The 14890-nt window shown below is 59.6% G+C and carries 10 protein-coding genes and 1 other RNA gene; 10 read left to right on the top strand and 1 reads right to left on the bottom strand.

All coding sequences use genetic code 11. The features are described from left to right. The first annotated feature begins 56 nt into the window (after nucleotides 1–56). The 9 genes from VF694_RS06480 (at nucleotide 57) to VF694_RS06520 (ending at nucleotide 12447) form a co-directional block, all read left to right on the top strand. Nucleotides 57–2705, top strand: coding sequence for a PD-(D/E)XK nuclease family protein (locus VF694_RS06480; protein ID WP_440163952.1), 2649 nt, complete (start codon nucleotides 57–59; stop codon nucleotides 2703–2705). Further along, on the top strand, nucleotides 2705–6130 hold the full coding sequence (locus VF694_RS06485) for a UvrD-helicase domain-containing protein (protein WP_003803402.1): 3426 nt from the start codon (nucleotides 2705–2707) through the stop codon (nucleotides 6128–6130). Before VF694_RS06480 ends, VF694_RS06485 begins: the two co-directional genes overlap by 1 nt. A 16-nt stretch (nucleotides 6131–6146) precedes the next feature. Further along, nucleotides 6147–6244: signal recognition particle sRNA small type (gene ffs / locus VF694_RS06490), an RNA gene on the top strand. A 115-nt stretch (nucleotides 6245–6359) separates the two neighbouring features. Next, nucleotides 6360–8729 (top strand): DNA polymerase III subunit gamma/tau, encoded by a 2370-nt coding sequence (dnaX, locus tag VF694_RS06495; protein ID WP_440163953.1) that lies wholly within the window; start codon nucleotides 6360–6362, stop codon nucleotides 8727–8729. A 41-nt stretch (nucleotides 8730–8770) separates the two neighbouring features. After that, complete coding sequence (locus tag VF694_RS06500; RefSeq protein ID WP_003803398.1) at nucleotides 8771–9097, top strand: YbaB/EbfC family nucleoid-associated protein; 327 nt, start codon at nucleotides 8771–8773, stop codon at nucleotides 9095–9097. Then, the gene (recR, locus tag VF694_RS06505; RefSeq protein WP_003803396.1) at nucleotides 9097–9708 is read left to right on the top strand and encodes a recombination mediator RecR; all 612 of its coding nucleotides are present in this window, start codon (nucleotides 9097–9099) and stop codon (nucleotides 9706–9708) included. The genes VF694_RS06500 and recR overlap by 1 nt, the downstream gene beginning before the upstream one ends. Before the next feature lie 103 nt (nucleotides 9709–9811). Continuing rightward, nucleotides 9812–10852 (top strand): ABC transporter substrate-binding protein, encoded by a 1041-nt coding sequence (locus VF694_RS06510; RefSeq protein WP_003803393.1) that lies wholly within the window; start codon nucleotides 9812–9814, stop codon nucleotides 10850–10852. Beyond that, entirely contained in the window at nucleotides 10845–11651 is an 807-nt protein-coding gene (locus tag VF694_RS06515; protein WP_059318716.1) for an ABC transporter ATP-binding protein, read from the top strand. The genes VF694_RS06510 and VF694_RS06515 overlap by 8 nt, the downstream gene beginning before the upstream one ends. 1 nt (nucleotide 11652) lies before the next feature. Next, a complete protein-coding gene (locus tag VF694_RS06520) occupies nucleotides 11653–12447 on the top strand; it encodes an ABC transporter permease (RefSeq protein ID WP_003803390.1) in 795 nt (264 codons plus the stop codon). Between the two features lie 144 nt (nucleotides 12448–12591). Here VF694_RS06520 and tal read toward each other — a convergent pair whose 3' ends face one another. Next, entirely contained in the window at nucleotides 12592–13554 is a 963-nt protein-coding gene (gene tal / locus VF694_RS06525) for a transaldolase (protein ID WP_039943728.1), read from the bottom strand. A 169-nt stretch (nucleotides 13555–13723) separates the two neighbouring features. Between tal and carA the strand changes: the two genes are divergently transcribed. Next, nucleotides 13724–14887 carry a glutamine-hydrolyzing carbamoyl-phosphate synthase small subunit gene (carA, locus tag VF694_RS06530; protein WP_039943727.1) on the top strand — a complete coding sequence of 388 codons (1164 nt, stop codon included), beginning with the start codon at nucleotides 13724–13726 and terminating at the stop codon, nucleotides 14885–14887. The last annotated feature ends 3 nt before the right edge of the window (nucleotides 14888–14890 follow it).

Raw genomic sequence — 14890 nt, forward strand, 5'->3', positions numbered from 1 at the left:
GCCCGGTCAGCGCTGCTTGCTGTTCTGTTTTCTTGCAACCTTAACTGGTTTTTTCTATGTACGACACCCCTGCTGTTTCCCTGGCTCATTTGCAGACGCTTAACAGTGCGCAGACGATTGTTTTGACGGTGAACAAGCGTTATGCGCGTCGCCTGCTCGGGCACCTGTCGGCTTGTCTGGCCGGTGCCGGGGGAACAGTGGCGGTACCGGAAATTGTGCCCCTGGGCGCCTGGCTGGCACAGGCCAGCGATCAGCTGTGTTTTTCCGAACAATGGCAGCCTGCGGCGCACCAGATGGATCGCTTCGCTGCCTTGCAGCGATGGGAGCACAGCATCGAGCAGTGCGAGGAAGAGGGCTATTTTCTGGATGTGGGCCAGGCAGCGCGGCTGGCGTGCGAGGCCGACACCTTGCTGGATGAATGGAATATCGAGCTCAAGCCCGGCGAAGCCAGTGTGGACTTCGAACGCTTCATGCAGTGGCGCGCTCACTATCGGCAAAGCCTGGCGCAGGCGGATCTGGATGACGCCAATCTGGCTGCGCAACGCGTCTTGGCCGCCGTGCAGGCCGGCGCCTTGCATATTCGTCATCGCCATATGGTGCTGCACGGTTTTCACGAGTACTCGCCGCGTCTGCAAAGTCTGTTGAGCGGTTTGCAGCAGTTGGGGGTCGAGATTTTGCGCCTGGAGCATGAAGAGCCTGTGGCCACGGAGGTCCATCGGGTGCAGGCGCAGGATGCGGATACCGAATGGCGTCTGGCGGTCCAGTGGGCGCGGAGCCAATTGGACGAGGACCCCAGTCGCACCGTGGCGATTGTGGCAGCGCAGCTGGAAACACAATTGCCACTGGTGCACAGGCTCTTGCGGCAGGCCATGCACACGGATCAGGGGGCCTTGCCCTATAACGTGGCCGCGGCCCGCTCCCTGGCCGATTGGCCGGTGGTGGCCGCGGCCCTGGCCTGGCTGCAAGCCTTGTTTACCCTGGCGACCCGGGGACAGGCGGAACCGGCGCTGCTCGGACAGGCGTTGCGTCTGGGCGCCTGTCAGGCGGAACAGTCCGAAGCGGGTGGCCGCGCCCGTATTGACAAGGCGTGGCGTGACAATCGCGTCACCCAGGTCAGTCGCACAGAGTTCGCTGACATGCTCAGCTTTCATACGCCCGAGCTGGCCCTGGCCTGGAACCGGGCCATGGATCGCTTTGCAGCGGTGTCCAGCGGCGCTCAAGGAGTGGATACCTGGGCCTCAATCATGCGTCAGTGTTTGGAAGCCCTGGGCTTTCCAGGAACCTCGATGCTGGATAGTGCTCAGTTCCAGACCTTGGAGGCTCTGGAGGCCTTGCTGCTGCAACTGGCGCAACAGGCACCTGTCCTGGGGCGTGTCAGTCCTCTGAAGGCGCAAAGCACGCTGGCCCGTATGGCCCGGGAAAATTTGTTTCAGCCGCAGCGCGACCCGCGCTCCCGACTGGACGTACTGGGTTTTCTGGAAGCAGAGGGTGGGCGTTGGGACGCTGTGTGGGTGCTGGGCCTGACCGACGATATTTTGCCTGCCGCCGTCAAACCGAATCCCTTGATTCCGGCTCAGGTTCTGCGTCGTGTACAAGCCCCCCGCAGTACGCCCGAGCGTGAGCTGGAGTGGGCTCGCTGGATATTGAGTGCATTGCTGCGCTGCGGAAAACAGGTGTTGTTAAGTGCCCCTTTGCATCAAGGTGAGCAGGCGCTGCGGCCCAGCCCCTTGATTATGCAGTGGCCCGTGCTGGACATGCCCTGGGCGGTGCAGGCAGGGTCCGCAGCCGCTCAAGAAGCGCTGCTCGACGAACAGGGGCCAGGCCTGCAACAGGAAGAACGCATACGGGGCGGGATCAGTGTGTTGGATACGCAGGCCCGCAATCCCTTATGGGCGTTTGTGAAGTTCCGTCTGCATGGACAGGCACTGCCGGATTACGCCCGTGTGGGCGATATGAATACACGCGGCATGTTTCTGCACCGTGCCGTTGAATTGTTTTGGCTGCGCGTGAAAGATCAGGACTGTTTGCATGAACTGATGGGTGGGGGTTCACTGCAGGACGTGGTGCAATCGTGCATCGATCAGGCCGCCCAGGAAGAACTGGCAGATTACGGTCCGGTACTGCGCAGTCTGGAGATGGAGCGCGGCCGTGCAATCTTGTGCGAGTACGCGCATCAGGAAGCTCAGCGCCCCCCATTTGCGTTGGGCGCGACGGAGCACGAGTTGCGGTGGAGTCGGGGTCTGCTGAGCCTGAACCTGCGTCTGGACCGTCTGGATGATCTGGTCGGGGGTGAGCAGTTGCTGCTGGATTACAAAACCGGCATAGGCGAGCTGAGGCCGGACAAGGACTGGCTGCGGCCCAGACCAGTGAATCTGCAATTGCCGTTTTATGCCGCGGCTCTGCAAGACGAGGGGCGCACGGTCAGTGGGCTGGCTTTTGTGCGTCTGCACGCTCGTCAGGTAGGCTTGAGCGGCTTGGCTGCGCCCGGCATGGATATTGACGGCCTGACCGAACTGGAAAGCGCGCAGCAATGGACGGCGCAGATTGCACAGTGGAAGCAGGCGGTCGAAGGACTGGCTGATGAGTTCCTGCAAGGGCAGGCTGCCAATCGAATCTGGAACCGCAACGATTTGCTGTATTGCGATGTTCTGCCTTTTTTACGCTTGTTTCAGGAAGACCTCCAGGATAATGGAGGCGAGGTGTGATGCTGACAGTCCCTAGCGATAGTGCCGCCCGAGCCCGGGCCCTGGACCCCGACTCCTCTTTTCTGGTGCAGGCCCCGGCCGGTTCGGGCAAGACGGAGTTGCTGACCGACCGGATTCTGGCTTTGCTGGCGCGTGTGCAGCGGCCAGAAGAAATCGTGGCGATTACCTTTACCCGCAAAGCCGCTGCTGAAATGCATGCGCGCGTGCTGGAGAAGCTGGCCGCAGCCCATCAGGAACGACCGTCCGAGCCCTACCGGGTACGCAGTTGGGAACTGGCGCGTGCCGCCATGCAGCGCAATCAGGAGCAGCAATGGGATTTGCTCGCGTATCCGGCGCGTTTAAGCATTCGCACCATCGACTCACTGTGTGCTCATCTGGTGCGCGCCATGCCCTGGATTACGGGGCTGGGCGGCGTGCCGGCCATCACGGACAAGGCCCAAGAGCATTACGAAGCAGCCGCCTGGGCCACGCTTGAAATGGCTGAGAGCGTGCCCAGCGTGGCCCGTTTCCTGGAACATATGGATGTGAATCTGCTGCAGGCGCAAGCCTTGTTGGCGAGCATGTTGGCCAGCCGGGATCAGTGGCTGCCGGCCGTAGGGCAGGGTGGCGATGTGGCCTTTTTGCAGGACAGCTTGCGCGAAGTGGTGGAGCAGCAGTTGCAGCAGTTAAGCGACGCTTTGCCGCCGGGCTGGGCGCAGACACTGGCACCTGTGGCCTGCTTTGCAGCCTCGAATCTGGAGGCGGGCGATGTGTTGGCCCTGGCCGATTGGCAAGGCGATCCGCTGGCCCCGGTCATGGAGGACGTGCCGCGCTGGCGGGGATTGGCTGCCCTGTTGCTGACCGAGACGGGGAGCTTGCGCAAAAGCCTGACAGTGCGCAACGGCTTCCCACCCAAAACCGCACAAAAAGAAATCCTGACGGAATGGTTGGGCAATTGTCTGGGCACCGAACCCTGGATAGCCCGTTTGGCCAGTGCGCGGCTTTTGCCCGAACAGTATTCTGCTCAACAGCAAGAGGTTCTTGCCAATCTGATACAGGTCCTGTGGTTGGCTGCGGCGCAGTTGAAACTGCGTTTTGCGGAAAAAGCTGAGGTCGATTTCACCGAAATTGCGCAACGTGCCTTGCAAGCCTTGGGCGACGCCGACGAGCCGGGCGAGCTGCTGTTGCGGATGGACCGATCCATACGTCATTTGCTGGTGGACGAGTTTCAGGACACCAGCCAGTCCCAGGTACAGTTGCTGGAGCGTCTGACCAGTGGCTGGGAGCCGGGCGACGGACGCAGCCTGTTTCTGGTGGGCGATCCCATGCAGTCCATTTACCGTTTCCGCAAAGCGGAAGTCGGTTTGTTCCTGCAAGTCTGGCAAGCTCGACGACTGGGCGAGGTTGAGCTGGAACCACTGAATCTGAGCAACAACTTCCGTTCGCATCCGCGCTTGGTGGAATGGGTGAACCAGGTGGGGGCGCAACTGTTTCCGGCTCGCCCCGACCCGGATTTGGGGATGGTCACTTACGAACACTCGACGGCTTTCAAACCTGATATACCCGAGTGGGCTGTGCATTTTCACCCCTGCTGGCACTTTCGCGTTGCGCGGGGTGAGGATGCCATGCCGTCTCAGCAGGCGGCTCAAGAGCGTGCAGTACAAGAGGCCGTTCAGTGTGCCGCGCAGGCCCTGGAACGCTACCAGGATAGCGAGCATCCGGTGGCCATTTTGGTGCGGGCACGCTCACATTTGCACGGCCTGGTGCGCAAGCTGGGGGAGCAGGGCATTCCCTGTCGTGCCGTGGAGCTGGAGCCTTTGCAACAGCGCCCCGTGGTGGCGGACCTGGTGCAATTGGTGCGTGCCTTGGCACATCCGGCCGATCGCCTGGCCTGGCTATCCGTCTTGCGCTCGCCGCTGATCGGCTTGCGTCTGGAGAGTTTGCATCGCCTATGTGCGCTGTATCCCACGCAGACCTTGGCAGAGCTGAGTTCTGGCCTCAGTGCCAGCCCCGTCATGCACGGTGAGCTCCAGCAGGCCCAGGCGCAAACGGGTCGACAGGAGCTCTCATCTGACGGCGGTAACGCTGTTACTGCCCGCCCGGAGCGTTTTTCTCATCCTTCACGTTTTCAGGACTGGGACGCGGATGAGCGTGCGCGTCTTTTATTTGCCTGCCAGATCTTGCTGGACAGGGGCAATCGCAGTGGCTTGATGCCCTTTGCGGCTTGGGTGCAGGAATGCTGGACGCGTCTGGGCGGGCCGCAAGTCTATCCAAGTCTGGCCGATCAGGCCGACGCTGAGCAAGTGTTGCGTTTGCTGGAAGAGCTGTGCCCTTATGGCCCGCCCGATCAGCAGCAATTTCAGGCCCGTGTCGAGTCGTTGTACGCCACCCCACAAGGCACGGGTAAGGCAGTGGAGGTGATGACGATTCACAAATCCAAGGGTCTGGAGTTTGAAACGGTGATCTTGTTTGGGCTGCACAAGCAGTCGGCCAACGATTCCGAACCCTTGATTCGCCTCGAACACAGTGCCGACCGTCTGATCTTGGGGCCTATCAGCCACAAGGGCAGCGAGCAGCGCGATCCCGTGTCTCAATTTTTGGCCGCGCGAGAGCGTATACGGGCCGAGCAGGAAAGTCATCGCCTTCTGTATGTGGCGCTGACACGCGCCCGTCAAGAGCTGCATTTATTTGGTGAGCTGAGCATTACCCAGGACAAGGGGCTGCGTGAACCGGATGGCCGCTCTTTGCTCAGTCGCCTCTGGCCTGTGCTGCAGCAGCCGCAGGCTCCTGTGTGGCAAGCCGAGCAGGGCAGCCAGCACGAGGAGCCCGGGCAAGGCCCTGCTGCACTCTTGCAGCGTGTGGTGAGCCTGCCCGCCGCGCCGCCCGAGCAGTTGCAGACTGCCAGTTCGTCATATCAAAGCTGGCAGTGGTCTCTGGATACGACTCATGAAAAAGCCATTGGTACGGTTGCCCACGACTGGCTGGAAAAGCTGGGCCGTGAAGGTCTGGACCCGTGGCCGGTAGAACGTTTGCAGCAAAGCCGCACAGTGATGCGTCGGCAGTTGTTGCGGGCCGGGGTGCCTTCGACCTATCTGGATGACGCTGCCCAATCTCTGTTTGAAGCGATTATCGCAACGGTACAAACCGAGCGTGGCCGCTGGTTGCTGGGTGTCAGCCGGGCTTACCGGGAATGGTCCTTGCTGGACGTCAGTGGCCGGGTGTCGATTATCGACTTGGCCATCTCGCAGGAGGATCACTGGCTGGTGGTGGATTACAAGACCGGGCGACCTGCCGAGCATGAAAGCCTGGACGATTTCAAGGCCCGGATGCTGGATCGCTATGCACCACAATTGCAGCGTTATTGCGAACAGGTGCAGGCCCTGGACGGGCGTCCCGCGCAGGCTGCGCTTTATTTCCCGCGGGCTGATCTGTGGCTGCCATATTAATGCTACACTACTTGTCGGCGGGCCCCTCCGCATGGTTCGGCGGTGAATCTGGTCAGGTCGGGAACGAAGCAGCCACAGCCGTGCAGAATCAGTGCCGGAGTCAGGCTCGCCACTTCATTTGCTTGTCGGGTTACACGCGCCCGGTCTATCTGCTTCCCTTCAGCACCGAATCCGGTACACTTTTCCTTTCGCTTATTTGTATTGATGGTTCACGCCGTCCGGAATTCGCATGACCTATCTCGTTCTGGCCCGCAAGTGGCGCCCTCGTTCCTTTGACACCCTGGTGGGTCAGGACCACGTGGTGCGCGCCTTGACCCATGCCCTGGATACCCAGCGCCTGCACCACGCCTGGCTGTTTACGGGCACACGCGGTGTGGGCAAGACCACCTTGTCGCGCATTCTGGCCAAGTCGCTCAATTGCGAAACCGGCATTACCTCCAAGCCTTGCGGCGTGTGCCGCGCTTGTACCGAGATTGATGCTGGCCGCTTTATTGATTACGTGGAGCTGGATGCGGCGTCCAACCGGGGCGTGGAAGAGATGACCCAGTTGCTGGAGCAGGCGGTCTACGCCCCCAGCTCGGGTCGTTACAAGGTCTACATGATTGACGAAGTTCACATGCTGACCGGGCACGCCTTTAACGCCATGCTCAAGAAGCTGGAAGAACCACCTGCGCACGTCAAGTTCATTCTGGCCACGACGGACCCACAAAAAATTCCGGTCACGGTCTTGTCGCGCTGTTTGCAATTTAATCTGAAGCAGATGACCGTGCCTGCGATTGTGGGGCATTTGCAGGACATTCTGACTCAAGAGGGCATGCAGTTCGAGCTGCCTGCCTTGCGTTTGCTGGCTCAGGCTGCCGATGGGTCCATGCGCGATGCCTTGTCGCTCAGTGATCAGGCCATTGCCTACAGTGCAGGCGACCTTAGCGCTCAGGCTGTACAAGCCATGTTGGGCACGATTGATCAACGCCATCTGGCGCAATTGTTGCAAGCGCTGATTGCTTACGATGCGCAGGCCATCCTGGCTGTGGCCGATGATCTGGCATTGCGTGGTTTGTCGTATGCCGGGGCTCTGGCTGATCTGGCTACCTTGTTGTCCCGTCTCGCCATCGAGCAGCGCATCCCCGGTACCATTTCTGATGATGACCCCTTGGCAGAAGCCGTGCGGCAATTGGCGCCCATGCTCTCGCCCGATCATGTGCAGCTGTTTTATTCGGTCGCCGTGCACAGCCGTCAGGAATTGTCCCTCGCTCCGGATGAGTACGCCGGTTTTGTGATGGCGTGTCTGCGCATGCTGGCCCTGTTGCCCGAGCCTGTGTCGGCGCATGTGCCTCCCCCGGCAGGGCCGTCCGGTGAGGGGGCTGTTGCGAGCCAGGCTGCTTCTGTTTCTGAAGCGGGGCCGTCCGCTTCAGGGATGGAGACAGCTTCGGCTGTCTCTGGCGCGGTGGCCGTTTCTGCTGCGTCGATACAGCAAGCCACGCAAGGCCTTCAGACAGAAACGCAAACGGCACGAACGACCCATACGTCCGCCGATTCCCAGGCGCAGTCTCATCAACCACAGGTGTGGGCTTCTGCCGGGACTCCTGCTGCTGATCCCGCCAGTGCTCACGCGGCTCAGTCTGCTCCCGTCGCAGAATCGGTTTCTGCAGACGACGATTTCGTACCGGCTTGGGAGGAGATGCCCGAGTCTGCAGCAGCAATGGCCTCTCAGGATTCGGGACTGTCCGCCGCGCAGGATGCTGGTGCTGACGAACAAGGGGTGACCAATCAGCCGTCATCCGTTGCGAGCGTCGCGGTAGGTGGTAGTGCAGAGGAGTCCGCCTCCGCCGTGTCAGCTTCCACCGCCCCTGAACCGGGTGTCGCAGTTCAAACAGAGTCCGACGCCGTGCCCTCCAAGGTCCCCGGCAAGAGCGGCGCTCAAGCTTTGATGTCATCGCAGGCGGCCGCCCGTGTGCAAGCTGTGGCACAGCCCCCCGCGCCGGCGTCCTCCCTGCAGGACGGTCTGCAAGAGCCCGCCTGGTTGTCCGAGGGCATGGACGAAGAATTCGAGAATTATCAGCCGTTGGATATGGACGCGGCTCTTGCCGAAGAAGAGGGCGATGTGCCTTCGGTGTCCATGTCTGATCGCTTCATGCCGGATACCGAGCTGGGCCTGCCGGTGCCGCACAGTGGCTCGGACAGCCCGCGCGCGGTCCGTTTGGGCGGCATGAAACCGGAAACCTGGCCCGACGTGGCAACCAGCTTGCCCTTGAGTGGCTGGGCTGCCGAGCTTGCCCGTCAAAGCGAATGGCTGGGGGTGAAAGGGCAGGAAATCCACTTGCGTGCCAAAATCAAGGCCACTGAAGGCAGCCAGGGCAAGGCGCGTTTGCGCACAGTATTGTCGGAATACTTTTCCCAGTCCATTCAGTTGGTGATCGAATACGGGGATACGGGCGATGCGACCGCGCATGCCGTTGAGCAGGCCAAGCTGGCCGAGCGCCAGCGACAGGCCGAAGAGCAGGTTGCCCGGGACCCCTTTGTCTTGAGCCTGATCCAGGACTTTGATGCCAGTGTCAAAGCCGGATCGATCAAGGCCACTCCTTTGGTTCGGGCCGCCTGAAAGGCCCCTTGTCAATTTCTATCAATCAGGAAAACCAAACCATGATGAAAGGTCAGATTGCCGGCTTGATGCGCCAGGCGCAGCAAATGCAGGAAAACATGAAAAAGGCCCAGGAAGCCTTGGCCGATATCGAGGTCGAGGGCGTTTCCGGGGGTGGTCTGGTCAAGGTCACCATGAACTGCCGCCATGATGTGCGCCGTGTCTCCATTGATCCCAGCCTGCTGGAAGACGATAAAGAGATGCTGGAGGATTTGATTGCTGCTGCCTTTAACGATGCACAGCGCAAAGCCGAGGCCACCTCGCAGGAAAAAATGGCGGGCGTGACCGCTGGCCTGCCACTGCCTCCCGGTATGAAGTTTCCGTTCTGATGAACGAACCGCAGATCGCAGAGCCCGAACCTCTTCGGGCTCTGATCCAGGCTCTGCGTCGGCTACCCGGTGTGGGCGAGCGTAGCGCTCGCCGCATGGCCTACCATTTGTTGCAACACGATCTGGTAGGTGCCGACCAATTGAGCCGTGCGCTTGAACATGCCACGACAGCACTGCAGCACTGCCAGCGCTGCAATGGTTTCACCGTCCAGCCCATTTGTGAGACCTGTGCCAATCCCCGCCGTGATCCGGCGTTGTTGTGTGTGGTGGAGACCCCTGCCGATCAAAACATGATCGAGGCTACGCATGGCTATCGAGGCCTTTACTATGTCCTGATGGGGCGCTTGACGCCGCTGGAAGGCATAGGCCCGGACGCCTTGCAATTTGACCGCTTGCTAGAGCGAGCCGGTGATGGCCAGGTGCAGGAAGTGATACTAGCGACCAATTTCACCGCAGAGGGCGAAACCACTGCCCACCATCTGGCGGAGATGCTGACCAGCCAAGGTTTGAAAGTGACTCGTCTGGCCCGCGGTGTGCCAGCCGGAAGCGAGCTGGAATATGTGGACCCCAGCACCATTGCCTGGGCCTTGATGGAGCGTCGCGCCACTTGAACAGGTTTGACCGCGTAGCGGACAAGGGGGGTATCCCCCTTTTGTTTTTAGTATAAGTATCAAGCCTAAATAGTTAATGACCAACAACAAGAAGGGGATTGCCATGAAACTGACACGTCGTCATGCACTCAAACTGGTTGGAGCATCGGGGCTGGCCCTGTCGTTGCCGACGCTGGCCCGTGCACAGGAAGTGGAAAAAAAGAACATCACGATTGCCGTCGGTGGCAAGGCGCTGATTTATTACCTGCCTTTGTCCATTGCCGAGATCAATGGCTACTTCGAGGACGAAGGCCTTAAAGTCAAAGTGGCAGACTTTGCGGGTGGCTCCAAGGCTCTGCAGGCCGTAGTGGGCGGCAGTGCAGATGTGGTGTCCGGTGCGTTTGAACACACCATCAATCTGCAGTCCAAAGGCCAGTTCTACCGTGCCTTTGTGCAGCAGGGGCGCGCTCCCGCCATTGTTCTGGCTGTATCCAACAAAACGATGCCAGACTATAAGTCGCCGGCTGATTTGAAGGGCAAGAAAATCGGTGTCACCGCGCCAGGCTCCTCGACCAATATGATGGTCAATTTTTATCTGGAGCAAAACGGACTCAAGCCCTCGGATGTGTCCTTTATCGGTGTGGGCGCTGGCGCCGGTGCCGTTACCGCCATGCGTACGGGTCAGATCGATGCCATGGCCAATCTGGACCCCGTCATCGGCACCTTGCTCAAGGAAAACGAAGTGCGTGTCATCGCTGACACCCGTACCCTTGCCGATACCAAGGCCATTTTTGGCGGCAATATGCCCTCGGCCTGCTTGTACGCGTCGGAGGACTTCATCACTCAGAACCCGAAAACGGCCCAGGCTCTGGCCAATGCCATCGTGCGCGCCGACAAGTGGATCCAGGCCAATGATGCCGAAACCATTGCCAAGACGGTGCCCGCCTCCTATCTGTTGGGTGATGTGGAGCTGTACAAGCAGTGTCTGGATGCCAATAAGGAATCCCTCTCGCCCGATGGCCTGGTCGATGAAGACGGTCCTTCCACCGCCTTGAAGGCCCTGGCTGCGTTCGTGCCGAATCTGGACCCCGCCAAGATCGATATCAGCAAGATCTACACCAACGAATTTGCTGACAATGCCAACAAGAAGTACCCCAATGTCTGAAGCAGCACTTTCTTTAGAGAACATCAGCTGTGTGTTTGCATCCCGTGATGGCAAAGGTACATACACGGCTGTTCGTGACGCCAGCCTGAGCATTGCTCCAGGCGAGTTTGTCTCGGTGGTAGGCCCAACGGGCTGCGGCAAGTCCACGCTCCTGAACGTAGGGGCGGGCTTGCTGAGCCCTTCGTCGGGCGAAGTGCGCGTGTTCGGTAAACCTTTGCAAGGGGTGAATGAGCGTGCGGGCTATATGTTTCAGGGCGAAGCGCTGATGCCCTGGCGCAGTGCCGAGTCCAACGTAATGGCCGGACTGGAATTTGCCGGTGTTCCGCAAGATGAGGCCCGCGACCGTGCTCAGGTCTGGCTCAAGCGAGTGGGGCTGGGTGGCTTTGGTGATCGCTACCCGCATCAGATGTCCGGTGGTATGCGCAAACGCGTCATGCTGGCCCAGACCCTGATTCGGGACCCCGATATCATTTTGATGGACGAGCCGTTTTCGGCGCTCGACATCCAAACCCGCCAACTGATGGAAAACGAAGTGCTGGAGATCTGGATGGCGCAGCGTAAAGCGGTGCTGTTCATCACTCACGATCTGGACGAAGCCATTGCCATGAGTGATCGTGTGGTGGTGTTGTCGGCCGGGCCGGGCACGCATCCCATTGGCGAATTCCATGTCGATCTCCCACGTCCGCGTGACGTGGCCGAAGTGCGCAATGACCCCCGCTTTGTCGAATTGCATGCGGCGATCTGGGCCGTCTTGCGCGATGAGGTTCTCAAGGGTTATGCCCAGCAAAAGCGTGCCTGATATGTCTAAATCCTTTACTCGATCCAAGCTGGCCCTGCGCGCTTGGCAAATCTCACTGCTCATCGTTATTTTGTTGGCCTGGCATTTTCTGACGCTGGACCCCAAAGTTGCGTTTTTCTTTGGTCAGCCACTGGAAGTGGTCAAGGTGATCTGGGCCTGGTTTGTCACCAACGGTGATATTTACCTGCACCTGGGCGTGACCTTGAGCGAAACCCTGCTGGCTTTTGCCATTGGCACGATTGCCGGCCTGGCATGTGGCTTGTGGCTGGGTCTGTCACCCCGTGCAGCAGCCTTGCTGGACCCCTACCTGACGGCTGCCAACTCCATGCCGCGCGTCATTCTGGCGCCGATTTTCGGCATGTGGTTCGGTCTGGGGATCTGGTCCAAAGTGGCTCTGGCGGTGACGCTGGTGTTCTTCATCGTGTTCTTCAACGTGTACCAGGGTGTGCGTGAAGTCAGCTCCACGCTGCTGGACAATGCCCGCATGCTGGGTGCCAGCCGTCGTCAGTTGCTGCGCCACGTCTATATTCCTTCGGCTACCAGCTGGGTGTTTTCCAGCTTGCACACCTCGGTCGGTCTGGCTTTTGTGGGGGCTGTGGTGGGTGAGTACCTGGGTTCAGCCAGTGGGGTCGGCTATCTGATCCTGCAGGCAGAGGGCACACTGGATGTGAATACGGTGTTTGCCGGTATTGTGGTGCTGACCGTTTTCGCGCTGATTCTGGATGGGCTGGTCAGCGTGTTTGAGGATCGCCTGCTGGCCTGGCGGCCTCAGGGTGGTGGCACAGAAAAGCTCTGAGCGTTATGTTGCCAGTCCCTTGATGGATGTGGCGCTCCGCAAAAAACGGCTCCTGAATCAGGAGCCGTTTTTTTATCAAGGAGTCAGGCCGGCAAGTTGGCCAGGTCGATCAGACCGCCTGTGTCCGGATGTCAGACTGAGCAGTCAGGTCCGCTGGCGCGCCTGCTGAATCAGGCTGTCGAGTTTGATGCCATCGGCAGTGAACTGGCGGATCCCTTCCGCCAGCTTTTCAGTGGCCATGGCATCCTGGTTCAATTCCGTGCGGAAGGCAATTTCGTTGCTGGCACGCCATTCGGGGGCCACCGCCTTGGCACGTGCCACATCCAGTACGGCAGGAACCTCGCCTTGAGCCGCATCGAGCTGACCCAGCAGCTCGGGGCTGATGGTCAGCAGGTCGCAGCCGGCCAATGCCTTGATCTGGCCGACGTTGCGAAAGCTGGCTCCCATGATTTCCGTGGGGATATCGTAGGTTTTATAGTATTCGTAGATGCCGCGCACTGAGCGTACGCCAGGGTCGTTTTCGCCTTGGTTGGCGCTTTCGTCCCAGTCCGGGCCGGCGGCTTTCTTGAACCAGTCGTAGATACGGCCCACAAAAGGCGAGATCAGGGTGACTTTGGCCTGGGCGCAGGCAATGGCTTGCGGCAGGCAGAACAAAAGAGTCAGGTTGCAGTGGATGCCTTCGGCCTGAAGCGCGCGGGCGGCCTGAATGCCTTCCCAGGTACTGGCCAGCTTGATCAGCACCCGTTCGCGCGGCACACCGGCTTTTTCGTACAGCTGAATGATGTGACGGGCGCGCTCGACACTGGCCAGGGCATCGAAAGACAGACGGGCATCGACTTCGGTGGAAACACGACCGGGCACAATGTCCAGAATCTGACGGCCAAAGGCAACCAGCAGCAGATCGCTGGTTTCAGCCAGACTGGCGTGGGGGTGGTCGGCGATGACGCGCTCGAGCAAAGGGCGGTAGGTCGCCTGCTGGACCGCCTTCAGAATCAGGGAAGGGTTGGTGGTCGCATCGGTGGGGCGATAGGCACGCATCGCCTCAAAATCGCCGGTATCGGCCACTACGGTTGTGCACTGGCGCAGAGAGTCAAGCTGAGTAGTCATGTCTGTTACTAGTCCATCGCAAAGCCATCAAACCAATCAACTACTGTAGTCGATTTTCCATGTTTTCGTGCCTGGTTTCAGCGTTATTACCGATAAACTACCGGAAAAACTTGGTTTGAGCATATAATTAGAAGGTTTAATATTAATTTCAGAATCCGGGGTTTTTAACGTGCTGCCGTCTTTATTTCCTGAGGAGTCCCGCACTATCACTAGTGCCGTCCTAGCCCTGGCGGATGGAACCCTATTCAAAGGGGTGTCAATCGGTGCCGAGGGGCACTGTGTTGCTGAGATCGTTTTCAATACAGCCATGACGGGCTATCAGGAAATCCTGACAGACCCAAGCTACAGCGGTCAAATTGTTACGCTTACCTATCCGCACATCGGTAATACCGGTGTCAATCCCGAGGACTCCGAATCCACCAAAGCCCATGCTGCTGGGCTTGTTATTCGCGATTGTCCCGCCCGCCTGTCCAACTTCCGCTCCACCCAGTCCTTGCCCGACTACCTGAAAGCTCAGGGCGTTGTGGCCATCTCCGGTATCGATACCCGCAAGCTGACCCGCATCCTGCGCGAGAAAGGCTCCATGGGTGCCTGCATCCTGGTCGGTGACGATACCGAGCGCGCTTTGGAACTGGCTCGTTCTTTCCCTGGCCTGAAAGGTCAGGATCTGGCCAAGGTTGTGTCCACGGACAAGCCCTACAACTGGACTGAAGGTTCCTGGGAACTGGGCCAGGGTTTCTCCAAGCCTGAAGGCAGCCGCTTTCACGTCGTGGCGTACGACTTCGGCGTCAAGGCCAACATCCTGCGCCTGATGGCCGACCGTGGCTGCAAAGTGACGGTAGTGCCTGCCCAGACTCCCCTGGCCGACGTATTGGCGTACGAACCCGATGGCGTGTTCCTGTCCAACGGCCCGGGCGACCCAGAGCCTTGTGATTACGCAATCGAAGCGTGCAAGGGCCTGCTGGAGCGCAAGTTGCCTGTGTTTGGTATTTGCCTGGGTCATCAGATCCTGGGTCTGGCCGTCGGTGCCCAGACCTTGAAGATGAAAAACGGCCACCACGGTGCCAACCATCCTGTGCAGGAGCTGGCCAGCGGCCGCGTGTTCATCACCAGCCAGAACCACGGTTTTGCGGTGGATGCCACTACGCTGCCTGCCAATGCCAAGGTCACACACATCTCTTTGTTCGACCAGAGCCTGCAAGGTTTCGAGTTGACGGATCGCCCCGCGTTTTGCTTCCAGGGTCACCCTGAAGCCACTCCCGGCCCGCGCGATATTGCCTCGCTGTTCGACAAATTCATCAGCCTGATGGCTGCTCACCAGGCCAATAAATAAATC

It is taken from the genome of Alcaligenes sp. Lyrl_28 (assembly GCF_051948705.1).
GTDB lineage: Bacteria > Pseudomonadota > Gammaproteobacteria > Burkholderiales > Burkholderiaceae_B > Alcaligenes > Alcaligenes ammonioxydans.

Bases quoted from the DNA above. Each gene is read 5' to 3' on its own strand.
- tal (WP_039943728.1), bottom strand. From the start codon at position 13,554: ATGACTACTCAGCTTGACTCTCTGCGCCAGTGCACAACCGTAGTGGCC.
- VF694_RS06520 (WP_003803390.1), top strand. From the start codon at position 11,653: ATGTCTAAATCCTTTACTCGATCCAAGCTGGCCCTGCGCGCTTGGCAA.
- recR (WP_003803396.1), top strand. From the start codon at position 9,097: ATGAACGAACCGCAGATCGCAGAGCCCGAACCTCTTCGGGCTCTGATC.
- VF694_RS06510 (WP_003803393.1), top strand. From the start codon at position 9,812: ATGAAACTGACACGTCGTCATGCACTCAAACTGGTTGGAGCATCGGGG.
- dnaX (WP_440163953.1), top strand. From the start codon at position 6,360: ATGACCTATCTCGTTCTGGCCCGCAAGTGGCGCCCTCGTTCCTTTGAC.
- VF694_RS06480 (WP_440163952.1), top strand. From the start codon at position 57: ATGTACGACACCCCTGCTGTTTCCCTGGCTCATTTGCAGACGCTTAAC.
- VF694_RS06500 (WP_003803398.1), top strand. From the start codon at position 8,771: ATGATGAAAGGTCAGATTGCCGGCTTGATGCGCCAGGCGCAGCAAATG.
- VF694_RS06515 (WP_059318716.1), top strand. From the start codon at position 10,845: ATGTCTGAAGCAGCACTTTCTTTAGAGAACATCAGCTGTGTGTTTGCA.
- VF694_RS06485 (WP_003803402.1), top strand. From the start codon at position 2,705: ATGCTGACAGTCCCTAGCGATAGTGCCGCCCGAGCCCGGGCCCTGGAC.